The organism is Bartonella sp. AA78NXGY (assembly GCF_042197005.1).
Taxonomy (GTDB): domain Bacteria; phylum Pseudomonadota; class Alphaproteobacteria; order Rhizobiales; family Rhizobiaceae; genus Bartonella.
The window spans coordinates 1-22680 of sequence record NZ_JBHIRI010000007.1; the positions used below are offsets into that span (position 1 = coordinate 1).

A 22680-nucleotide genomic window follows, 5' to 3' on the forward strand; every position below is an offset into this window, starting at 1 on the left:
AGAGGCTTGCATATCCACTTTCGTGTTTTTGGTGCGAAGATGATACTCCATCTCATCGTTTCTCACCCCTATTGTTACCTCCCCTTGGGCGCCAAGAGCAACATTACCCTTGGCATCTATATCGGAAGCAGCCATATGGATATCGCCACCCGATAGAACAGTGGTCTCTTTTCCAGAACTTAAATGAGAGCCATTGTGCACGGCGACATGAAAGGTTTGATCCCCGCGATGACTATTGGTACTGTTGCGTGTGGCATCAATCGAAACATTCCTCTCAGCTTGCAAGAGAAGTTTATCCTTTGTTTGAACATCAGAGCCTAAAATATTCAAATCTTTTCCAAAGACATAAGTGAGATTGATGTACTTTGAAAAATATTTATTTAAAAAAAATGTGTGAATACACAACAACAAGTATATTCCGTTTAGGGCGTTCTGTTTTGCATGAGGAGTATGATCCCATTAAAAATGAAGAGATTAAGAGGAATAAAATAGAGAGATAATAAAATAAAGGCCCCGTTAAACGAGGCCTTAGTATTTTTTGTGCTGATAATTTCATTTTTACGAAATTAGAATTTGTAAGCGACACCTACACGGAAGTCATTGGTTTTGTAGTTGAATTCACGTGTATCGTTGGCGAATTTCTTTTTACCAAAATCGGAGTAACGGTATTCAGCACGTAAAAGAACGTTGTCTGTCATTGCAAAGTCAACTCCACCACCAATAGTGAAACCAAGCATTGTCTTCGTGTCATCAGCCCAAGTGCCACCAGTCAAATCTATGGCTTGCTTAGCCCCTGCCTCTGGCACTTTTCCATCCCCGCCAGCTTTCTGCTCAACTTTAGCTCTCTCTCCTTTTCCTGCAACGGATTGAATGCCCTGCACCTGCGCATAGGCAATACCACCAGCAACATAAGGCATAATACGGTCAACAGCAGCAAAACCGATACGGACACGTGTCGCACCAGACCATTTTTCTTTGTAACTGTGCGTTTCTGTTACCTTGTCACCGTTTTCAAACCGTTGCTGACCTTTTAATTCAACCTTAGCTTTTTCAAGGGCATCATTAAAATTTGCTGCATCTTTTTCAGTAAGGGTCAATTCACGGGCTTTTTTTGATTCTTCACGGTCTGCCCAAACTGCATCGGTTTCAACACCGAGAACGAGACCATTTCCGAGGTCTACGTTAGATCCGGCATAAATGCCACCCATGAAACCAGAAGGACTAGGTGTGTTATCTTTTTTGAAAAGTTCTTTGTCTGCTCCTGGAATAGTTACTTTAGTTTTACTCGAAAAGTTGCCAACTTGACCACCAAGATAAAAACCTGTCCAAGAAAACGAAGGGGCTGCTGCGATAACTGCTGGGGCTGTTTCACGAGAGATGATAATATCAGCAGCTTGTGCTGCAGAAACTGAAATTAAAGCGGCAATAGAAGTTGCTATTAAAGATTTTGTATTCATAATTTTGCTCCTAAATTAACTATAAAACGACCTTACAAGATTATAAATAGAAAAGCTGTAGTAAAAATGTCACAATCACACAAATAAACCCCAGAAAACAGCGGTTTTGTAAAAGTCAAGATCTCTTGAAAATTTAACTTTTTATTAATACTTTTTATTCATAATTGCACTTTTGATGAAATTAGAACTTGTAAGCGATACTTACACGAAAGTCATTGGTTGTGTAGCCTAGTTTAAGGTAATCCTTTTTATATTCCTTCTTACCAAAGTCTGAGTACCGGTACTCCGCACGAAGCAGAACATGATCTGTCATCGCCAAATCTATACCACCACCAAGGGTGAAACCCTCCATCGTTTTTATTTTATCAAATACTGTAGCAGAAACTTCTTTACTTGGCTTACCCATTTGCCAATTTTTTTGTTCCTGAAACTTTACCAACACCCTGTATTTGCGCATAAGCAATACCATGAGCCACATAAGGCATAATACTGTCAGCGATGGAAAAACCAACACGAACCCGTGTTGCACCAGACCATTTTCTTTGAAACCAATGCAATACACTGCTGTGTCACCCTTTTGAAACTTTTCATCTAATGTGACACCAGCATCTTTAAATTCATCATTAAAATCATCAATCGTAAGAATCTTTGAGACCGTCTTCGTCTCTCCTCAGTCTGCCCAGACTGTATCAGTTTCAACACCTAGAATGAGGACATTTCCAAGATCTACGTTGGAACCTAAATAAATACCACTTATGAAACCGGAAGGCATAGGTAGTGCATCTTTATCTGAAGTTTTTTCTTTTGTCTCAAAATCAAATACATAAACTTTGACTTGAAAAGTTGCCAACTTAACTACCAAGATAAAAACCTGTCTAAGAAAACGAAAGAGCTATGATAACTGTTGGAGCTGTTTTACGAGGAATGACAATATCAGCAGCTTGTGCCGCAGAAGCTGTAGTCATAGCGATAACAAAAGTTGTTACTAAAGATTTTGTATTCGTAAACTTTGCGCCTCATTTATTTAGAGGATAATGCTACAAGATTACATAAAGAAAAGCTGTCGTAAAAAATAATACAGTCATAGAAAATGGAGGATGCGCTCAAAACAAAATCGCTGCATGACTTTACAACGCTATTAACTTCACTCCGTACGAGAATTCGTAAGTTAACTTATCGATTTTGAATGTAATTCTTGTCTGTCGTTTATGAAAATATTTTTATATCTCCAATAAATATGGAGTGAGTAATAATATAACAACAGAAAAGAATAGAGGCCCTGTCTTTGACAGAGCCTCTTGGAAGTTTATTTCGTTGTTTACGAAATTAGAATTTGTAAGCAACACCTACACGGAAATCATTGGTTTTGTATGCTAATTTATCCCCGTCCTTTACAAATGCTTTTTTACCATAGTCTGAGTAACGATATTCTGCACGCAATAGAACATTGTCTGTCATTGCAAAATCAATACCACCACCTACAGTGAAACCAACCATCGTTTTCGTTTCATCAAACACTTTAGCAGAAGCGATTTCGGCACCTTCAGCTGTCGCTGCCTTAAGAGAATCAACCACTTGCAGCTGCGTATAAGCAATACCACCAGCAACATAAGGCATAATGCGATCAACTGCTGCAAAACCAACACGAACGCGTGTTGCACCAGACCATTTTTCTTTTATAGAGGTGCTATCTATACGTTTGTCAGTCGCCACGATACCAGCAATAGTTTTTCCTGTAGCAGGTGTAGCTTTCGCTGCTATAAGCTCATCTTTGAAAGCATCAAGGCCAATTGCTCCAATGACTGCTGAATGCGCTTTTGAATCTTCGCGGTCAGCCCAGACTGCATCGGTTTCAACACCTAGAATGAGGCCATTACCAAGATCTACGTTGGAACCTACATAAATACCACCCATGAAACCGGAAGGCTTAGGTGTCCAGTCTTTATCTGTAATTTTCTTTTTTGTTTCTGAATCAACTACATCAACTTTACCTGAAAAGTTACCAACTTGACCACCGATATAAAAGCCTGTCCAAGAAAATGAAGGGGCTGCTGCGATGACTGCTGGGGCTGTTTCACGAGGGATGATAACATCAGCAGCTTGCGCTGCAGAAGCTGCTGCTATAGCGATAACAGAAGTTGTTACTAAAGATTTTATATTCATAAACTTTGCTCCTAATTTATTTATGAGCACAGTGCTACAAGATTACAGAAAGAAAAGCTGTAGTAAAAATGATACAGTCACAGAAAATGGAGGGCACATCCCAGACAAAATCGCTTCATAGCTTGATTTTGTACGAGAAACCTAAAGATATATATATAAATAACTTATTGGTTTTTAAATGTAATTCTTGTTTATTGTCTATGATTTTTTTAAGAAAACCTGAATAATATCTTTTCACATCCACAATAAATTATGTATTGTGTGATAATATGGCAACAGAAAATAACAGAGGCTCTGTCAAAGACAGAGCCTCTGTTATTTAACTTATCATCTGTTAAAATTTGTAAGCAACACCAACACGGAAATCATTGGTTTTGTAAGAAGTCTCATATTTATCATTTGAGAATTTCTTTTTCCCAAAATCTGAGTAACGATATTCCGCACGTACAATAATATTATTGGTCATTGCTAAATCAACACCAGCACCAAGGGTGTAACCAACAAGGGTCTTTGTTTCATCAGACAGAGTACCAGAAGCGATTACTTTGTCTGAATCTTTATCTGTTATTGAAATCAACGCACTATCTTGAAGCTGTGTATAAGCGATACCACCAGCAACATAAGGCATAATGCGTTCAGCTGCAAAACCAATACGCACGCGCGTTGCACCAGCCCACTTTTCTTTAAAAGTGAAACTGTGGGTTCGTTTAGCACCAGGTTTAAGCACATCTTTACCAATATTAATTGCAGCGTCTTTTAATACCTTGTTAATATAATTGATGTGTTCTGGGGCAATGACATATGTTTTTCCTGTCTTCGTGTCATCTTTATTAGACCACATGATATCTGTATCAACACCTAGAATAAGGCCATTACCAAGATCAACGTTGGAACCTGCATAAAGCCCCCCCATGAAACCAGATAGTTTAGGCAAAAGGTCATCAGGCGCTGGAATCTTGTTTCCATTACTGAGAATATCCATTTTCGTTTTACCCGAAAAACCACCAATCTGGCCCCCAACATAAAAACCTGTCCAAGAAAAAGTTGGAGCAACAATAACGGGAGCAACAGGTGTTGGTCTTGGGGGAACAATAACATCTGCTGCTTGTGCTGCTGAAGCTGAAACAAAAGCGAAAGCAGAAGCTGTTATTAACCATTTCATATTCATATTTTCTCTCCATAGCTGAATATTTATTTGAACACACCGTTTCATATAGAGCCCCATCTTCAGATATCTGTAGCAAAAATGATACACTTATAAAAAAAACAAAAAGCCAATCAAAGTACCCTTAATTGCTTGATCTGTAATAAATGAGAATAAAACTATGCCCATGCACAAATGATCTCTTTTTCTCACATTTGCTCTCCTTTATAAATTTTGTAAAAAAACTGCGTCACAGTACCCTCCGTGTAAAGCGTATGCTATTGGAATGAAAATGTAATATATTGATTTATAATGAAAAAAATATCTTTTATATTAATTCGTCTGCAATATTGACGATGCTTTTATCTTAAGCCTTTTTATATTAAAGCCCCCCAGCACCTCACAAACAAGCAAGTGTGTGAATAAATAAAACTATTTAAAAGCTAGAATGGCTCCTATTAATATTCTCAATATTATAACAATGAAGACTGTTACAATATTGAGAGCAGCTAAATGTAACAGTTCCATTTAAATTCATACAAACAACGTTTTTAGCTTCATCCTTCGTATAACCAAATGTGAATAGCTCTTTGATTATTTTTTCATCATTGTAAAGAATGCTTGTACCCGACAGAACAAGATCTTCACTACCCCATGAACTGCAACAAAATTACATGTAATTTCATCACGCTTGCTCTTTGTTTTTAATTTAGGAATTTATTCCTTTTTGACATATTTACGCTTCTGCTTAACTTTCTAGAAAATCTTTTCCAGAGCTTTAGCCCTATTTGTAGGCTATCATTTCATACTCTTTTTAGCTAAATTGAAAAAAATACCTAAAGACAGATAACCGGTATGATAAACATTAAAACTTATATAGAAATCTCCTTAAAGCTGAAAAAACGAGAAATCTTTCTTAAAGTTTTCACACCACACCTTGCTTTAAAAATCATGAATTTGGCAGAAAAAATATCTGATATTTTGAATCATAGACAAATGAATATTTTATAAATTCTGTAGTCGAAGCATACCATCAAAGATCAAAAGTTTAACATTTTTGTTGCTTCACTCGATTTTGATGAGGTATCCTCTCTGCAAACAGCTTAGTTTCTTGTCGAGAGGATTTTCTTAACTCCTTACTTATGTGATTCACTTAACTAAAGGCTCTCTCTGGACAAGTCCTACTCTAAAAACACTTATCAAGGAGTTTTATATGCGCTGTATAGTTACGCTTAAATGACAGTATTTACAGTATAACAGCGTAACCCAAAATCGGGAGGTTATATTTATCCAAACCCATGAATTTTGTAACGAGCGATTGCCATTATACAGAGTATTCTTACACCGAAATCCACCTCCCCATATCTTTTCCAAATAGTACTCTTCACTCCCTCCGTACACAATTATAATAGCCTTTGCGAACAACTGCTCCTCCACTTTTCAAATGATAAAAAATATCTCCTCTCTTCAATTCCCGATCATACGTTAGACCTCTTGATGTTGTTTTCTTACTTTTTAATAACTCATTGGACTTCGTCTAAATAAATCTGGTCGTCTTCCTTTCCCTGATCCTTTTTTAGGCTTTTTAAATCTTTTTTTACCAGAATATGATACAGGTACTAACTTAGCTGCTGTTATGCATTGGTTGTTATGCGTGCAAGAAAGTTCCATTTGAACAACTTCAGAGAAGATCTTGCTCAACTGTTCACTAGAAAAAAGATCTCTGGGAGGAACAAGAGAAGGTATACCCTCTATTAACTTTTGAGAAGACAAGAAAGAAGCACCCTGAGCTACAGAGATTGAAGCAAACGTAGCGAAAGCCGTAATAAAATATTTTATGTTCATAAATTTAACCTCGTAGAAATATCCATAATGGATTTTATCTAGTGTCTTCATTGCAAATTTCTAGAGAAAAATAGCATGTTTATAGATAAAAAGTGAGAATCCTCAAAAAACAAAGCTTTGAAGCATTTTAATTTTAAAATAAAAGAAAATTGCCCTGCTCTACTAACATAGAAATTACTTATTGAGTAATAAATAAAGGCACGAAGTATCGTCTGAAAATAATAAACTATACGAACTTCATATAATATACTGATTTATAATGATAATTTATCGTTATTCATATTGACTGAGAATTCTAAATACCATAAGATTCTCTCATTCCAAATCTTTTTCATGTTGAATCAATCAAAACCATTTGTTTGCACGTTACAAGTTGGGAGAGCTGTGTGGATAAAAAACACTAAAAAAAAAGACTAAAAATGCCTCTTATGAACCGTCTCAAGTGCTAAAGACTTACACAACATTGGGAATTGGCACAGTTGTGTGGATGGTAGCGGCTTGTTACTCCATAAGCATAAAGATGGTAGTGTTCAATAGATTTTATATTGGTATTGGAAGCTTTATTGTTATATCTTTTATGAGCGCCACCGTAAAATGAACTTGGGTGTCGGTTTCTTTACAAAAAGCACATGAATTAGCAACACAAATATATTCCGTTTAGAGCGTTCTGTTTTACACGAAGAACGTAAATCCATTAAAAACATGAGAAACAAAAGTATGGGGCAATGCGTAATCTCTATTATTTAACAGACATTGCTTTAAATACTTTTGAAAGTCGTAAAGCAGAATTAAAAATGATGGTAAAGATGAGATTGGTTTTTTACATTTACACATTCATATTCTCCTCCAATTAGGCTGTATACCGGTTTCAGAGATTTAAGTCTTCCAACCTACCGTATGTTTCCAGCCTCTCCTCAAAATTGCTTTGTTTCAAATAAAAGCTGTTACAAAAATAAAAAATATGAATTCGCAAAAGTACCTTTATTGCCTAAACTTCAAATGAAATAGCACTTAAGAATTTATTATAATTCTTATCAGAAAAGATGAGAGGATAAAATGCCCATAATGTACAAGCATTTTGTCCTCTCACATCAATAATTAACTCTATTTAAAAGCCAATTTTAAAGTTAGCTATGCGCAAAAATATCAACTTCCGCCCATCCTAAAAGATCAAGCCTAGCTCTCATAGGCAAAAATTGAAAGCATGCCTTGGCAACATTTTCTCGCTCTTCACGTCTTAAACGTTCTTCAAATATAACCTTTAAACGATGTAAATATAACACATCCGACGCAGCATATTCAATTTGTGCCTGTGATAACGTTTCTGCCGCCCAATCCGAAGATTGTTGCTGTTTAGAAATATTCACATTCAGCAATTCATTACAAATTTCTTTCAAGCCATGACGATCCGTATAAGTGCGCGTGAGTTTCGAAGCAATCTTTGTACAAAAAATAGCCTCTGGCATAACACCAAATGTATGCGCTAAAATAGCAAGATCAAAACGCCCAAAATGAAATATTTTGGTTATTGCGTTATCCTCAAGCAATTTTATCAAATTTGGTGCACTCTTTTGTTCTTTAGCAATCTGAATAACGTCAGCAGTACCATCTCCAGAAGAAAGCTGAACAACGCATAAACGATCACGATAGGGTTGTAATCCTAAAGTCTCGGTATCAATCGCAATGGCATCAGTTTTATAATTGTCTAAGTTTGGTAAATCACCTTGATGAACGCGAATCTCAGCCATTTACCCTCCTACTTGCTAAAGCAGCAAGAATACGCGCCCAAGACCGCTGCCCCTTATGAAACGATTTTAAATTATACTTTTCATTAGGAGAATGAATACGGTCATCAGCCAATCCAAAACCAACCAAAAGAGTTTCCATACCAAGAATTGACCGAAAATCTGCTACAATTGGGATCGAGCCCCCCATGGCTGTCAAGACAGCGGGCACTTCCCACTCTTGTGATAAGGCATCCTTCGCCTCCTTGATAAAAGATGAATCATCAGAAATCTGAAGTGCCGGAGAAGAACCGTGATTCTTAAATTCAACCTTACAATCAGCAGGAATTGAGCTACGTACATAATCACGCAACGCTTGGCGTATTTTCTCTGGATCTTGCTTATGCACCAAACGACACGATACTTTTGCACTCGCTTGAGAAGCAATAACTGTTTTCATCCCCTCCCCTTCATAGCCGCCACTAATACCATTAATTTCCATGGTAGGACGTGCCCATACAAGCTCTAAAATGCTCCGCCCTTTTTCACCAGCTGGAACGGAAAGTCCTATAGGACCAAGAAAATTTTCAGCAGTACAATTAAGTGCATTCCATGATTGTAAAATCTGTGGAGGTGTTTCTTCTACGCCATCATAAAAACCAGGAAGTGTTGCCCTATTATTTTCATCGTGAAGTCCTGCTAAGATTTTCGTTAAAATACGAATGGGATTAGCTGCTACTCCTCCAAAATAACCAGAATGTAAATCACGATTCGCTGCTGTGATAATAATCTCTTCTGCCATAATTCCCCGAAGAGAAAGAGCAATAGATGGTGTATCCGCATCCCACATTGACGTGTCACAAACCAATGCATAATCTGCCTTAAGTTCATCTGTATTTGCTTTTAAAAAAGGAATAAGGGAAGGAGAAGCACATTCTTCTTCTCCCTCAAATAAAACAGTAACTTTAACAGGAAGCTGCCCTGTTTCTTTCTTAAATGCACGACATGCTTCAATAAAAGTCATCAACTGACCTTTGTCATCTGAAGCTCCACGAGCACAAATAACTTTCTCTCCATCTCTCTCTTTTAAAGAAGGTGTAAATGGATCATCCTCCCATAAACTCAATGGATCAACAGGTTGAACATCATAATGTCCGTAAAACAGCACATGCAAACAATCATCTGAAGGTCCAGGATGATGCCCAACAACCATTGGATGCCCCGGCGTATCACGGCGTGAAGCCTCAAAACCGATGCTTTTTAAATCCTCCACTAACCAATCAGCTGCTTTACGACATGCATCCTTGTAAGCCGAGTCTGTAGAAATCGATTGAAAACGTAAAAGAGAAAAAAGGCGTTCAAGGCTCTTCTCTATATTTCCATCAAGATGTGTTAGTACTTTATTCAGCATAAAAAAAACCTTTCAAGCCTTGTGTAATTATATTATAGATGCGATGACTTTAAGCCTCTTGTAAGATTTTGCAAGACACCTTATTCATTTTTGACATTGTGAGCAGTAAAAACTTGAACGTCCAGCCTGTAAAATGCGCATAATAGGCGCTCCACATTCCAAACATTGCTTGCCTTCTCGTCCATAAACTGAAAAAGCATGCTGAAAATAACCAAGCGAACCATCTATATGCATATAATCACGTAAAGAAGAGCCACCAGACAAAATGGCTTCAGAAATCACATTGCGTATATTTTGTGCTAAAGAATCTGCAAATTCACGTGCACGTGCCGTTTTTGATGCTAATGTAAATGCACCACGTTGTGGAGACAACCGACTCCGCCAAAGTGCTTCACAAACATAAATATTCCCAAGACCTGCAACAATAGACTGATCAAGTAAAACACCCTTGAGAGACATTTTTTTATTAACAAAAGCCTTTTGTAAATAACGACCAGAAAACGAATTACTTATAGGTTCAAGACCTAGCTTATTTAAAAGTGGATGTTCATAAAGCTTATCCGTATCGACTAAAAGCATAAACCCAAAGCGACGCACATCATTATAAATAAGACGATAAACGTCACCATTCTTTGTCTGAATATCCATGACAAAATGATCATGTTTAACTAATTTACTTGACGCTGAACAAGCTTTTCTTAAAAAATCATTCTCTATACGCCATGAACCAGACATTCCTAAATGGCTTAAAATCGTTTCATCCTGAGAAAGATGAAATAATAAATATTTCGCACGCCGACCAAGTTCTATAATTGTTCTGCCAATAAGGCGCTCAGAAAAAGCCTCAGGAAAAGGAAAGCGCAAATCTCTACGATTAAGTTTGACAGATACTATCTTTGCATCAGTTACAACGGACTCAAGTCCACGACGAACTGTCTCTACTTCAGGAAGCTCAGGCATTACTCTTCTTTAATAATTATACACTTTCCAATCGTATCACTGATAAATTGACTTCTTCCCCCCTCAAAAAACGAAGACTTCCTCTACATCTACTAAACAAATTCTTGATGAGTCGATTTTACTTGGATTCCTACTCATGTGAATCATTTAACTAAAGGCTTTATGGACAAACCCTGCCTTGAATATATACCACACACTCTAAAATACTTAACGTATCAATAAAGCTTACATCCCACCCCACCTCAAATGACCGCGTTTTATGGTAACAAAATTAAGCCCATTCACCCTTACGAAATACAGGAACTCTTACACCATCTTGGGTAATGCCATCTATGTCAATTTCACCAGAACCAATCATCCAGTCAATATGAATGACACTTTTATTCCCACCACGTGCTGCAATCTCTTCTGACGTCAATGATGCCCCATCTAAAAAGCATTTGGAATAACACTGCCCTAAAGCAATATGACATGCAGCATTTTCATCAAATAAGGTATTATAAAAAAGGAGGCCACTCTTAGAAATTGGTGAAGAATGGGGCACAAGGGCAACTTCGCCCAACCGGCTTGCACCCTCATCACTTTGCAAAACCTGCTGTAAAACTTCTTGGCCTGTTGATGCACGAGCCTCAACAATACGCCCGGCTTCAAAACGTACTTCAATATTATCAATCAGAGTTCCTTGATAGGAAAGGGGCTTTGTTGAGCGAACGAAACCTTCAACCTTATGAGCATGAGGAGTCGTGAAAACTTCTTCTGTCGGAATATTCGGATTGCAAATAACATCATTTTGAGCAACGGATGCACCACCATGCCATTCATGATCATCTGCCAAACCAACAGTTAAATCAGTCCCTGGCCCTGTAAAGTGTAAGGCAGAAAAACGCTGCTCATTAAGCCAAGATGACCGTTTCTTCAAATGTGCATTATGAACAGTCCACGCCTGCACCGGATCTTCTCCTGTAACACGTGAAGCAGAAAAAATTGCATCGGCTAATTTTTTAATCGCCTCATTAAGTGGTAAAGAAGGAAACATTGCCTCAGCCCATCCTGCTGTTGGATAAGCAACAATCGACCAATTCATAGCAAAATTTGATATTTGCTTGAGTGCCGGCTGGTAAGCTATTGAAGTGGCTTTATTTAAACGTGAAACCTTATCAAAATCCTGATTGGAAAGGAGCAAAGGATTATCACCAACAATCGCTAAACGCGCTGCCCCATTTTCAAAAGCCTTTGCCATTCCCTCATAAAGCCAAGAAGGGGCACAATCAAAACTAGCTGTATGGGCATTTTCAAACCGTGTAAGCGATAACATATCATCACTAAAAATTGGTGTAATGACACCAGCACCAACCTTATAAGCATGATATGCAATACGCCGAACAAAAGGTAACGCTGAAACTGGAGCAGTTAAAACAAGATCCTGCCCCTCTTGTAAATTCAACCCCACTTTCACTGTAATTTCTGCAAGACGATTAAGCATTTCAGGCAAAATTGTCTCATGAATATCAAAGTACATTACCAATACCCTTCTTTAAATAGAATGCGTTCTTTATGTCGTCATATTATAAATTGTTTTTCAGATCCTTTGAGTTCGCTTTCTCTACGTATATTTATGCGTATCATTATCGCTAAAATTCACTTAATTCATAAACCGCAATGAGGTATATCATCCTTCTTTGGTCATGAAAAACTTACTAGTTCCTGTGTCGTTTTTCTAACATTGCAACAATTGCATTTAACTGATCAGATGAAGGTAAAACCATAATCGTTTTATTTTCCTCTTTCCTAGCTAGATGTTGAGGTGCATAGGCAGGGATAGGAACTTTATCAAGCTGTACCATAGCAAAAGGCGCAGGATGTGCCATCTTGGACTGTGCTACTTCTGTCGAAGGAGATGTACTTTTCTCTGCCTTTACGCCCCTACTCTCTAAGCCTTCATCTATAAAGCTTGGCGCATAACCAGAACGTTCTTGAGCAAAAGCATAAGCAACATCATAAGGGCGATTATTTGTAGGAACTTGAAGCTCTCCATCACGTGATCGTTTTTCATAAAAAGCATTTCCCCCTGCAACCTGAACATAATGCATGTTTTTATACGGAAAAGACAAACCAGCGGTATGAAAAAACTTAGCGTGTTTAACTTTCTTATCTCGTTCACCCCGTAAAACGGCATCAGCCGCCTCTCTTACACGAGCAACAGATGCTTTCTCCGTCATAGGACGCGTTAAAACACCAGGAGCAAATTGCCTATATTGACCAACAACACCACAAATCGTCTTAGGATAGGCGGTTGAATTAACACGATTCATAACAACCGTTCCAACGGCAATCATTCCTTCACGGCTTGTGCGATTTGATTCAAAATACATCGCTCGCATAAGACATTGACGCTCTGTCAATGGATATGTAACCGCTTTTGTCTTATTATTATTTATTTTTCCAGCATCTAAATGACTTGAAGCACATCCCACAACAACTAACGGCGCTACACAACAGGTAACAAAAACATTCCAACGATTTTTTTTCATCTTATGCAACACATTCCTATAATCTCTGAGATATTCAAGTCTTGAAATGAGCTTTAAATGTATCTCTCAATAAAGTACATAGCTAATTGTTACCACTCAGTAAAATTTTAATACAAGAGGTAATCAAAAAGTATCTATGCAAAATAAAAAATAAAAAACTCTTAATTTACAGATCGATATTGTTATTCTTCATGGTTCAATATAGGCTATAATAACCCACACGTTTCAATTACAATAAAGTAACACTATCCACTTCTTCTACATACGAAAAAATAATACAGATATCCCCTTTAATATAAAATTTTAACAAAATGATCTGAAAGGAAATTCCCCTAGAAAACTCCCCTCCTGCCACAATACGAGTGATGATATCATCCAATATACAAATATGTCAAACCAAGAGTTAACAATCTGCCATGCTTCTCTGAAAAAACTCTTTGTTGCTTCTTTGTGCTTTGCCATAAAATGGTTATCTTATTCTTCTTATAGCTGCACTGTAAGAAAATACTCATATATCTACAAACTTATTTTATACATATAAGAAAAATTTTAATCTATTTTCTTCTCACCTACCCCAACTTTATAAGTAAGGTCATCACGAGGACGATCAGAGGACATATGGTAACCCGTTATGATATAATGCAGCATTTCAGCAATATTAGTAACATGATCACCAATTCGTTCAATATTCTTTAAACAAAACAGTAAGTGCGTACAAACCGTAATATTGCGCATATCTTCCATCATATACGTCAAAAGTTCACGAAAAAGAAAAGTATACAAAGCATCAATCTTCTCATCACGCTCACGCACCGCGTCAACACGCTCTAATAGGCGACTCGTATAAGCATTTAAGACTTCTTTTAATTGATTGAGTGCTAAAGCTGTAATTGTTTCAAGCCCATGATAAACAGAAGCAGATTGACGTATTTCTGAAAGTGCAACAGTCCTTTTAGCAATGTTTTTTGCCATATCCCCAATCCGTTCAAGATCAGAAGAAATACGAATGGCTCCAATAATTTCACGCAAATCGACAGCCATCGGTTGGCGTTTGCAAATAATAGCAACCGCTTTTTCATCAATGTCACGTTCTGCTTCATCTAAAAACACATCATCGGCAATCACTGTCGTTGCAAGTTGAAGATCACTACTCACAACCGATGCGACAGAACGTTCAATCATCCTTTCTGCATGGCTCCCCATTTCTGTAATCCTTACTCTTAAATATTTTAGTTCTGCATCATAAGAACGGACAGTATGTTTCATAGACATATCTTACACTCCTCAATTCACCTATCCAAAACGCCCCGTAATATAATCTTGTGTCCGTTGCTCTTTTGGTGAGGTAAAGATCATTTCAGTCGCACCAACTTCTACCAAATGCCCTAAATGAAACATAGCCGTATATTGAGAAACACGTGCGGCCTGTTGCATGGAATGCGTTACGATAACAATTGTATAATTTTGCCGTAACGCATCGATAAGCTCTTCAATCCGTGCTGTTGCAATGGGATCAAGAGCTGAACAGGGCTCATCCATCAAAATAACTTCAGGACTAACCGCAATAGCACGTGCAATACACAAACGCTGTTGTTGTCCCCCTGATAAACTTGTTCCAAGATCATGAAGGCGGTCTTTTACTTCTTCAAACAAACCTGCCTGCCTCAAACTCTTTTCAACGACATCATGCAATTCAGAGCGTGTTTTAACTAAACCATGAATGCGTGGACCATACGCAACATTCTCAAATATAGATTTTGGAAAAGGGCTGGGCTTTTGAAAAACCATTCCAACACGAGCGCGCAATTCTACAACATCAATCCGTGTGTCATAAATATTCTCCCCATCTAAGGTAATAAGACCAGTTGTTTTAGCGCCTTCAATTGTATCATTCATACGGTTAAAACAACGCAAAAAAGTTGACTTTCCGCATCCTGATGGACCAATCAAAGCAGTTACTTGATGTTCAGGAATATCAAGTGTAATACCGTGGAGTGCTTCTTTATCTCCGTAAGAAACCTTCACATCCTGACCGCGCATTTTAATCTTCATTACAAAAATTCACCTTACAAAAATCTTATCAAAGCTGTTGTTTTATTAAAATTACTGGCGGCGTTCAAATCGTCGACGTAAAAAAACCGCAGAAATATTCATGATCGCAAGAAAAATCATCAATACAATAATAGCACCTGATGTCTTTTCAACAAAAGCACGCTCTGCTTCACCCGCCCACATAAAAATTTGAACAGGCAAAGCCGTTGCTGGATCCATGGGGGTCGTAGGAATATTAACAACAAAAGCAACCATTCCAATCAAAAGCAAAGGAGCTGTTTCACCCAAAGCCTGAGCGACTCCAATAATTGTGCCTGTTAAAATGCCAGGCGCAGCTAAAGGAACAACATGATGAAAAATCATTTGTGTTTTTGATGCTCCCAACCCCAAAGCTGCAGAACGAATAGAGAGAGGAACAGCACGCAGAGCAGAACGTGTTGCAATAATGATCGTGGGAAGAGTCATGAGCGCTAAAACAAGACCACCAACAAAAGAGGCTGAACGTGGTAATCCTAAAAAATTAACAAAAAAAGAGAGTCCTAAAAGACCAAACACAATTGAAGGAACAGCTGCAAGATTATTGATATTAACCTCTATAAAATCTGTAAATTTATTTTTGCGTGCATATTCTTCTAAATAAAGAGCCGTTGCTATGCCTATCGGAAGGGAAACTAATAAAACGATGCCTATCATATAAAGAGAACCAATGATCGCAACACCTAATCCCGCAGTCTCAGGACGACTTGAAGCGCCAAATGTAAAAAAACCAATATTAAATGTTTTATAAAGCGTACCATCATGCGCTAAACGCTTTATCCATTCTATTTGTCGATTAGAAACTTTACGGTTTTTTTCTGCTACACGCAGATCAATCTGTCCCTTATAAGCAGAATCAATATCCGCAGATGCCAAAACTTTAACTTTTTGCATTGTGCCAATCAGTTTTGGATTTTTTGTCACCATTTCACGCAGTTGAACACGGACACCATTTGAAAACATACGGTTAACGTCCAAAAGAGAGGCTCGATCATTTTGATTGATATTAAGTTTCTTCGCTAAAGCATTGCGTACAAGAAGTGGATAATTCGCCGTCATGAGCACTTGTGGTTTTGTTTTACGTTGACCACTTGGATCAATGATCTTTTCATCCAAATAAATCGATAATGTCATTTCACTTTGAAAAAAAGCTGTATAACCCTGACTAATGATAGACCATAAAAGCGTAAATAAAAAAAATAAACCAATAAAAATGGCAATCAAACCATAGGCACGAAAACGACGTTCAGCCCAATACCGACGCTTGAGACTAATATTGCGACGAGGAAAAAAATCTTCATTCATTCATATTGTTCCCGATATTTACGCACAATATAAAGAGCTAGAATATTCATCAAAAGTGTCATAACAAAGAGCGTCATCCCTAAGGCAAAAGCCACCAGAGTTTGTGGAGAATTAAACTCAAAATCACCGGTCAATTGATTAACAATCTTAACAGTCATCGTAGTCATTGCTTCGAAAGGATTGAGTGTTAAATTTGCTGCAACACCTGCCGCCAAAACCACAATCATTGTTTCTCCAATTGCACGCGATGCCGTCAACAAAATAGCCCCCATAATCCCTGGAAGCGCTGCTGGTATAACAACTTTTTTAATTGTTTCAGATTGCGTTGCGCCTAAACCATAAGAACCTTCACGTAAAATGCGTGGAACAGCCGTAATAACATCATCCGATAAAGAGGAAACAAAAGGTATCAACATAATTCCCATCACAACTCCAGCAGTCAAAACACTTTGTGCCATAATAAAACTAACCCCGTCTGAGAGAGAAGCAGAGAGATCTCGTAAAAATGGTCCCACAACCTTCAAAGCAAAAAAGCCATAAACAATCGTTGGAATGCCAGCAAGAACTTCTAACAATGGCTTCACAATTGCTCGCAATCGCGCAGAAGCATACTCCGCCATATAAAGAGCTGAAAATAGTCCTATAGGTACAGCAAAAAGCATGGCAACAAATGCAATATAAAGCGTACCAGCAAGAAGCGGTATTAGACCAAATTGTCCTACTTCATCGCTGGAACCGCTCGCGGAAAAACGCGGATCCCAAACTGTTCCTAAAAAGAAATTTGAAAAGGATACAGACTGAAAAAAGCTTACTGTCTGAAAAAGCATAGAAAGCGCAATGGCTATTGTTGTCAAGACTGCAACAATAGATGCACAAATCAATCCAATAATAATAAAAGATTCAACCTTATTACGGGCACGTTGATGAGGCGCAATTTGCATCATTCCACAGATAAAACCAAAGGACGCAATAGCAAAAAGAAAAACATAACCTATAAACTTAAGCTTTTCAGAAGAGAATACCCACGACTGTGCTATTTTGAACACATCATCCGATGCTTCATCGGATAAAATCAATCCCTTCGCGAGTAATTGTGCCTGCACTTCCTTATAGGAAGCGGTAGAAAGATTCCCCTCAAAGCGATGAATCTTTTTGACGAGACTTCGAAGTGTCTCCCAAAGTAGATCGTGATTTACAGGCTCTGTTACATGCGCACTATACGCCCCCAGCTCTCGAGAGGCATTATATTCTAAATAAATTGTACTCCCAGCATCCCAAACAATTAAAAAAATAAAAGCTGGAATAACAGTAATCAAAAATGTCCACCAGCCATAATAATACGCACGAGAATGCATTTTATGTTGTCTGTATTCAAGAATGCGTGCTCGCATATAAGAAATACAAAAGCCACAAAATCCAAAAATCAATAATAGCAAAACAATGAAGGAAATGCGCATTTTATCTTTCAGTTTTTATAAAAAAATAGCACCCAAATTTCCTATCTCAGAAATCCAACAAATTTTCCCTGCAAATTATTTCAATGTCATTACTCGACCAGCAGAAAAATCAGAACGCTGTGCTTGACGCTCCTTTTCAGGAGAAACAATCAAACCATATTCAGCCAAAGGACCCTCTGGACCAATCATTTGATCAGAAAGAAAAAAGTCAACATACTCTCGCAAACCTGAAATAATACCTAAATGTGCTTTCTTAATATAGAAAAAAAGCGGACGAGAAACCGGATATTGTCCACTAGAAATCGTCTCAACTGTTGGCGCAAAACCGTTAATATCGGCAACCTTTAGTTTATCAGCATTATTTTGATAAAAAGACAAACCAAAAATACCAACCCCTGTTTTATTAGAAGTTAGACGCGCAAATGTTTCAGAATAATCACCATCAATATCAACCGCTTTTCCATCCTTACGTACCGCAATACAAGCAGTGTGTATCTCCTTATCATCCATTCCTAAAGACTTCATCACCTCAACTGCCCCACTCTCTTTACACCCCTTAGTAAGTAATTTTTCCTCAAAAACTTCACGTGTCCCATGCTTCTCCCCAGGAATATACGCTGCTATCGTCCAATCAGGAAGAGCACTATTAACTGCACTCCATTTCAAAACATTATTCGGTTGCAACTTTCCGTCTATAATAATTCGAGCAGCAAGGGCTTTATAAACATCTACTGGCTGTAATTTCCAATCAGGTCCCTTGATATCAGTTGCAAAAACAATGCCATCATACCCAATACGTATTTCCTCAACATCTTTTACACCAGCATCAAAACAAGACTGTAATTCACTCGGTTTCATTGCTCGCGAAGCATTAACAATATCAACAGTGTTCTCCCCAATACCACGGCAGAATTCCTTAATACCAGCTCCTGTTCCTCCCGATTCGATAACAGGAACCTTAAAATGGGGATAAATTTCTCCAAATGTTTCAGCAACAATCTTTTGATAAGGTAAAACTGTAGATGAACCAGTAATCTGTATTTGATCGCGCGCATTGCCTCCATTTGCTGACAGCAGTAGCGCAAAAATCAATCCCACTCCAATTGATAATACTTTGTTCATCTATAAACTCCCTAAAAATTGAAAACAAAGCCTCTTAATTTATATTATACGGTCATTCTAGTTCACATTTGCAACATAACAAATATAAAAAACAACATGGATCATTTTTTTAAAACCATGTTTTTGTCTTCTGTCAAATAAATTCATTTGAACGCTTGAACTCAATAACATCCCAAAACAAATGAGCAACATCCGTACCGCAGAAGCGTTTAATTTCACGAATTCCCGTAGGAGACGTCACATTAATTTCTGTTATATAATCTCCAATCACATCAATCCCCACAAAAAGAAGACCGCGTTCCTTTAAGGCTGGACCAATGCGTTCACAAATCTCATAATCACGTTTTGTTAACTCCACATTTTCCGCGCGACCTCCAACATGCATATTAGAGCGCACATCTGTTTCTGTCGGAATTCGATTAATAGCTCCAACAGGTGTACCATCAAGCAAAATAATCCTTTTATCTCCTTTTCGTACTGCCTCTAAATAGCGCTGAACAATAAAAGGTTCGTGATAAATTTCTGCAAACATTTCTAACAATGATGCTAAATTGCGATCATCTTGTCTTAAATAAAAAATACCAGCGCCCCCATTCCCATAAAGTGGTTTAACAATAATATCGCCAAATGTCTCTCTAAAAGCTGTTATTTCTTCAATATCTTTGGTAATTAATGTTTCTGGCATCAGATCAGAAAATTCAGTAACAAAAATTTTTTCTGGACTGTTGCGTACCCATGCAGGATCATTCACAACGAGTGTTTTAGGATGAATACGCTCTAACAAATGAGTTGTTGTGATATAATTGAGATTAAAAGGTGGATCTTGGCGTAAAAGAACCACATCCATATCTGTTAATTCCGTACGAACAGGCTTTTCTAATCGATAGTGGCTTCCCTCTTTATCATGTACAATCAATGGCTCTAGTCGTGCAATCACACAACCATCGTATAGAGATAAACGATCTGGTGTATAATGGAAGAGAGAGTGTCCACGTTCTTGGGCTGCTAAAGCGAGTGCAAATGTCGTATCTCCTTGAATCCGAACTGTTGAAATATGATCCATCTGAATGGCAATTTTCATAAATAAATCCTCTCTATCCTAAAAGCAGACTGGTCTATGCATCATAAACTTAGTAAACAATAAAAGAACTATGACAAGAGAAAATTTATGACACAAGAAACAGATATAAAATTAAACAACAAAGAAATCGAACGCTATGCACGCCACATCATTTTGCCTGAGATTGGTGGTGCAGGGCAACAAAAGCTAAAAACAGCACGTGTTCTTGTTGTAGGCGCGGGTGGTCTTGGTGCTCCTGTCTTAACCTATTTGGCTGCCGCAGGTGTTGGAACCCTTGGAATTGTCGATAACGACATCGTTTCACTTTCCAATTTACAACGCCAAGTTATTCATAAAACAAATGCAATCAACAAAAGCAAAACAGACAGTGCTGAAACCACTATAAAAGCAATAAATCCCCATGTTGTAGTTGAAAAACACACCCTACGCTTAGATAACAGTAATGTGGATAAACTGCTCAATGCTTACCACATCATTGTTGATGGAAGTGATAATTTTACGACACGCTATCTTCTTGCTGATCACGCTGCCCAATGTAAAAAACCTTTAATAAGTGGTGCTGTAGAACGTTTTAATGGCTCATTAACCGTCCTTATGCCATATAAAGACAATAATCCTCACTATCGCGATTTATTTCCCACGCCTCCTGCTCCCGATACTATTCCAACATGCGCTGAAGCTGGAATTATCGGTGTTTTACCCGGTGTTATTGGGACCCTACAAGCAATGGAAGTTATTAAAATGATCACAAACATCGGAGAGCCATTAGTAGGAAAGATTCTTCTCTATAATGGATTATTAGCACAATTTAATATTATTACTTATAAACGCTCAAATTATAAAGAAAATGCCATAGTTATTAAGAAGCTTGGAGAATCTTGATGATGTTCTCTCTTCCACTAACTTTTAGCACTCTCGCAATATGTATTGAAATACTAATATTTTATCGTAAGTCATCGAAACATTGTAACCAATGAAACCTATTAAATTTATCACAAATATGGAAAACCTTTTGTGAAAAAATAATTCTCTATAATGGATTATCATCATAATTTCATGTCATCGTCTATAAATAGACAGAGACTCGTGCAAACTTAGCTCCCATCAGTATTCTTGTGTAAAAAATTTTCAACGTAGATAAAAATACAATCAACGGAACTCTATTCAACTATTTTACTAGTCACACATAAAAATTGTTTCACATGAAAGTGCTCACTTCAAACCATAACCTATAAATAATCTAAGTCATATTTTAGTGATCGGTACTATAAAAGGTCAATGATCTGTCCACACACTTCTAACCTTAAGAGAAAACGTCTATTCATCAAGCATCATAAAATGCAGCTTAGGATTATTGCACGTATAAGAACAATCAATTGTCTCAGTTCATAAGAAAAATACATGGGAATTGATGTAAAAGTACATGGGGATTTGTATATAGAAGGATTGAGATAAACCTCATGGAGAGCTTTAATTACATAATTATTGCATTCAGAAGCAGAAAGCTGCGGCTCATAAATTGATAATCCTTCAGCAATAATTTCACAGACAAGTATATGTAGAAAAAGTGAAGCACACAAATCTTGAAAACCAATCCACAGATGACAGCGTAAAGAGTGCATTTTTATAAAAGATCTCTTTAAAATAAGCGAGTAAATATGCAATGTTAAATGTGTTCTGTTTTGCGTGAGGGGCGTTCCCCCCTAACAAAACATCAATAAGAGCTCTTTTTATAAAACTGTGAAACTAAAATTACAAAAAAATCAGACTTCTTTCTAAAATTAACATCTATGGTATAAGTTAATTTGGCTCGTTCGCTTTATTATTATCCATTGGTAAAGGAACAGGATGATCGGATAAACTGCGTAAATAAAGCAAAAGATCGGCACGATCTTGGTCATTTTTAATTCCACGAAAAGACATAATGGTCCCAGGAAAAGCTTCACGCGGAGAACGCAGATAACGATCTAACGTTACAAAATCCCATTTTTGATCAGAGTGCGCACGCAATGCCCGTGAATAAGCAAAACCTGCTGCTGATGCCAAAGGGCGGTCAACAATCTCCCAGAGAACTGGACCAACACGCCCTGCTTCATTGCGTCCAGAAGTATGGCATATGGCACATTGGCGAAAAACTTTACGGCCATTTTCAAAATTGCCTTGTTGAAGGCGGCTATTTAGTGATAGGGAAACATCAGGTGCTTTTTGTTTTTCTTGAAATATATCATTCTTGGCAACTGTATGATGATATTGGACTGATGTAGGATGATCGTAAATTATATTGCTGAGTGTGGAAATCCCCACAATAGCGACCAGCACACATAAACAAGCACAAATAAAATAAATAAATCTCGAGCGATTCATAAAAACTCAAATGTTCACGGTTTTATTA

At 37.6% G+C, this 22680-nt stretch carries 21 protein-coding genes and 1 pseudogene; 2 read left to right on the forward strand and 20 right to left on the reverse strand.

Translation table 11 applies throughout. The annotated features are described in order from the left end of the window. The 5 genes and pseudogenes from ACFINL_RS05145 to ACFINL_RS05165 form a co-directional block, all read right to left on the reverse strand. A pseudogene (locus ACFINL_RS05145) lies at window positions 1–351 on the reverse strand (hemagglutinin repeat-containing protein); the annotation flags it as partial. Window positions 352–566: 215 nt separating this feature from the next. Then, the gene (locus ACFINL_RS05150; RefSeq protein ID WP_375650795.1) at window positions 567–1457 is read right to left on the reverse strand and encodes an outer membrane protein; all 891 of its coding nucleotides are present in this window, start codon (window positions 1455–1457) and stop codon (window positions 567–569) included. A gap of 181 nt (window positions 1458–1638) precedes the next feature. Continuing rightward, on the reverse strand, window positions 1639–1863 hold the full coding sequence (locus ACFINL_RS05155; RefSeq protein ID WP_375650798.1) for an outer membrane protein: 225 nt from the start codon (window positions 1861–1863) through the stop codon (window positions 1639–1641). Then, window positions 1856–2014: a hypothetical protein gene (locus ACFINL_RS05160; RefSeq protein ID WP_375650801.1), complete on the reverse strand. Its 159-nt coding sequence runs from the start codon at window positions 2012–2014 to the stop codon at window positions 1856–1858. The genes ACFINL_RS05155 and ACFINL_RS05160 overlap by 8 nt, the downstream gene beginning before the upstream one ends. A gap of 113 nt (window positions 2015–2127) precedes the next feature. Beyond that, on the reverse strand, window positions 2128–2319 hold the full coding sequence (locus tag ACFINL_RS05165) for a hypothetical protein (RefSeq protein WP_375650803.1): 192 nt from the start codon (window positions 2317–2319) through the stop codon (window positions 2128–2130). A gap of 32 nt (window positions 2320–2351) precedes the next feature. Here ACFINL_RS05165 and ACFINL_RS05170 point away from each other — a divergent pair, with 32 nt between their 5' ends. Next, window positions 2352–2492 carry a hypothetical protein gene (locus ACFINL_RS05170; RefSeq protein WP_375650806.1) on the forward strand — a complete coding sequence of 47 codons (141 nt, stop codon included), beginning with the start codon at window positions 2352–2354 and terminating at the stop codon, window positions 2490–2492. Between the two features lie 291 nt (window positions 2493–2783). On the opposite strand, the gene ACFINL_RS05175 is transcribed toward ACFINL_RS05170, so the two are convergent. The 14 genes from ACFINL_RS05175 to gshB form a co-directional block, all read right to left on the reverse strand. After that, on the reverse strand, window positions 2784–3620 hold the full coding sequence (locus ACFINL_RS05175) for a porin (protein WP_375650808.1): 837 nt from the start codon (window positions 3618–3620) through the stop codon (window positions 2784–2786). Window positions 3621–3954: 334 nt separating this feature from the next. After that, complete coding sequence (locus ACFINL_RS05180) at window positions 3955–4788, reverse strand: outer membrane protein (protein WP_375650926.1); 834 nt, start codon at window positions 4786–4788, stop codon at window positions 3955–3957. 1491 nt (window positions 4789–6279) lie between these two features. Beyond that, window positions 6280–6609 carry a hypothetical protein gene (locus ACFINL_RS05185; RefSeq protein ID WP_375650811.1) on the reverse strand — a complete coding sequence of 110 codons (330 nt, stop codon included), beginning with the start codon at window positions 6607–6609 and terminating at the stop codon, window positions 6280–6282. 1127 nt (window positions 6610–7736) lie between these two features. Next, complete coding sequence (locus tag ACFINL_RS05190; RefSeq protein ID WP_375632307.1) at window positions 7737–8357, reverse strand: ribonuclease D; 621 nt, start codon at window positions 8355–8357, stop codon at window positions 7737–7739. After that, window positions 8350–9744 carry a M20/M25/M40 family metallo-hydrolase gene (locus tag ACFINL_RS05195; RefSeq protein WP_375650814.1) on the reverse strand — a complete coding sequence of 465 codons (1395 nt, stop codon included), beginning with the start codon at window positions 9742–9744 and terminating at the stop codon, window positions 8350–8352. The genes ACFINL_RS05190 and ACFINL_RS05195 overlap by 8 nt, the downstream gene beginning before the upstream one ends. 84 nt (window positions 9745–9828) lie before the next feature. Beyond that, a complete protein-coding gene (gene mutM / locus ACFINL_RS05200) occupies window positions 9829–10704 on the reverse strand; it encodes a bifunctional DNA-formamidopyrimidine glycosylase/DNA-(apurinic or apyrimidinic site) lyase (protein ID WP_375613328.1) in 876 nt (291 codons plus the stop codon). A 271-nt stretch (window positions 10705–10975) separates the two neighbouring features. After that, window positions 10976–12223, reverse strand: a complete 1248-nt coding sequence (locus tag ACFINL_RS05205; protein ID WP_375650819.1) for an aminopeptidase — start codon at window positions 12221–12223, stop codon at window positions 10976–10978. A gap of 178 nt (window positions 12224–12401) precedes the next feature. Beyond that, entirely contained in the window at window positions 12402–13235 is an 834-nt protein-coding gene (locus ACFINL_RS05210) for a cell wall hydrolase (protein WP_375650823.1), read from the reverse strand. Window positions 13236–13784: 549 nt separating this feature from the next. Beyond that, window positions 13785–14507, reverse strand: coding sequence for a phosphate signaling complex protein PhoU (phoU, locus tag ACFINL_RS05215; protein ID WP_375638370.1), 723 nt, complete (start codon window positions 14505–14507; stop codon window positions 13785–13787). Between the two features lie 21 nt (window positions 14508–14528). Beyond that, the gene (gene pstB, locus ACFINL_RS05220) at window positions 14529–15287 is read right to left on the reverse strand and encodes a phosphate ABC transporter ATP-binding protein PstB (protein ID WP_375611792.1); all 759 of its coding nucleotides are present in this window, start codon (window positions 15285–15287) and stop codon (window positions 14529–14531) included. A 51-nt stretch (window positions 15288–15338) separates the two neighbouring features. After that, complete coding sequence (gene pstA, locus ACFINL_RS05225) at window positions 15339–16628, reverse strand: phosphate ABC transporter permease PstA (RefSeq protein WP_375611793.1); 1290 nt, start codon at window positions 16626–16628, stop codon at window positions 15339–15341. Then, complete coding sequence (gene pstC / locus ACFINL_RS05230) at window positions 16625–18085, reverse strand: phosphate ABC transporter permease subunit PstC (protein WP_375611794.1); 1461 nt, start codon at window positions 18083–18085, stop codon at window positions 16625–16627. Before pstC ends, pstA begins: the two co-directional genes overlap by 4 nt. A 75-nt stretch (window positions 18086–18160) precedes the next feature. Further along, complete coding sequence (locus ACFINL_RS05235) at window positions 18161–19207, reverse strand: substrate-binding domain-containing protein (RefSeq protein WP_375613323.1); 1047 nt, start codon at window positions 19205–19207, stop codon at window positions 18161–18163. 133 nt (window positions 19208–19340) lie between these two features. Then, window positions 19341–20288 carry a glutathione synthase gene (gshB, locus tag ACFINL_RS05240; RefSeq protein WP_375627632.1) on the reverse strand — a complete coding sequence of 316 codons (948 nt, stop codon included), beginning with the start codon at window positions 20286–20288 and terminating at the stop codon, window positions 19341–19343. 87 nt (window positions 20289–20375) lie between these two features. Between gshB and ACFINL_RS05245 the strand changes: the two genes are divergently transcribed. Then, window positions 20376–21170: a molybdopterin-synthase adenylyltransferase MoeB gene (locus ACFINL_RS05245; protein ID WP_375650827.1), complete on the forward strand. Its 795-nt coding sequence runs from the start codon at window positions 20376–20378 to the stop codon at window positions 21168–21170. Window positions 21171–22088: 918 nt separating this feature from the next. Here the strand turns inward: ACFINL_RS05245 and ACFINL_RS05250 are convergent. Beyond that, window positions 22089–22652, reverse strand: a complete 564-nt coding sequence (locus tag ACFINL_RS05250; protein WP_375650829.1) for a c-type cytochrome — start codon at window positions 22650–22652, stop codon at window positions 22089–22091. Window positions 22653–22680: the final 28 nt, after the last annotated feature.

Excerpts from the sequence above, each read along its gene's own strand:
- ACFINL_RS05150 (WP_375650795.1), bottom strand. The coding sequence starts at position 1,457 with ATGAATACAAAATCTTTAATAGCAACTTCTATTGCCGCTTTAATTTCA.
- ACFINL_RS05155 (WP_375650798.1), bottom strand. The coding sequence starts at position 1,863 with ATGGGTAAGCCAAGTAAAGAAGTTTCTGCTACAGTATTTGATAAAATA.
- ACFINL_RS05170 (WP_375650806.1), top strand. The coding sequence starts at position 2,352 with ATGATAACTGTTGGAGCTGTTTTACGAGGAATGACAATATCAGCAGCT.
- ACFINL_RS05175 (WP_375650808.1), bottom strand. The coding sequence starts at position 3,620 with ATGAATATAAAATCTTTAGTAACAACTTCTGTTATCGCTATAGCAGCA.
- ACFINL_RS05180 (WP_375650926.1), bottom strand. The coding sequence starts at position 4,788 with ATGAATATGAAATGGTTAATAACAGCTTCTGCTTTCGCTTTTGTTTCA.
- ACFINL_RS05185 (WP_375650811.1), bottom strand. The coding sequence starts at position 6,609 with ATGAACATAAAATATTTTATTACGGCTTTCGCTACGTTTGCTTCAATC.
- ACFINL_RS05190 (WP_375632307.1), bottom strand. The coding sequence starts at position 8,357 with ATGGCTGAGATTCGCGTTCATCAAGGTGATTTACCAAACTTAGACAAT.
- ACFINL_RS05195 (WP_375650814.1), bottom strand. The coding sequence starts at position 9,744 with ATGCTGAATAAAGTACTAACACATCTTGATGGAAATATAGAGAAGAGC.
- mutM (WP_375613328.1), bottom strand. The coding sequence starts at position 10,704 with ATGCCTGAGCTTCCTGAAGTAGAGACAGTTCGTCGTGGACTTGAGTCC.
- ACFINL_RS05205 (WP_375650819.1), bottom strand. The coding sequence starts at position 12,223 with ATGTACTTTGATATTCATGAGACAATTTTGCCTGAAATGCTTAATCGT.
- ACFINL_RS05210 (WP_375650823.1), bottom strand. The coding sequence starts at position 13,235 with ATGAAAAAAAATCGTTGGAATGTTTTTGTTACCTGTTGTGTAGCGCCG.
- phoU (WP_375638370.1), bottom strand. The coding sequence starts at position 14,507 with ATGTCTATGAAACATACTGTCCGTTCTTATGATGCAGAACTAAAATAT.
- pstB (WP_375611792.1), bottom strand. The coding sequence starts at position 15,287 with ATGAAGATTAAAATGCGCGGTCAGGATGTGAAGGTTTCTTACGGAGAT.
- pstA (WP_375611793.1), bottom strand. The coding sequence starts at position 16,628 with ATGAATGAAGATTTTTTTCCTCGTCGCAATATTAGTCTCAAGCGTCGG.
- pstC (WP_375611794.1), bottom strand. The coding sequence starts at position 18,085 with ATGCGCATTTCCTTCATTGTTTTGCTATTATTGATTTTTGGATTTTGT.
- ACFINL_RS05235 (WP_375613323.1), bottom strand. The coding sequence starts at position 19,207 with ATGAACAAAGTATTATCAATTGGAGTGGGATTGATTTTTGCGCTACTG.
- gshB (WP_375627632.1), bottom strand. The coding sequence starts at position 20,288 with ATGAAAATTGCCATTCAGATGGATCATATTTCAACAGTTCGGATTCAA.
- ACFINL_RS05245 (WP_375650827.1), top strand. The coding sequence starts at position 20,376 with ATGACACAAGAAACAGATATAAAATTAAACAACAAAGAAATCGAACGC.
- ACFINL_RS05250 (WP_375650829.1), bottom strand. The coding sequence starts at position 22,652 with ATGAATCGCTCGAGATTTATTTATTTTATTTGTGCTTGTTTATGTGTG.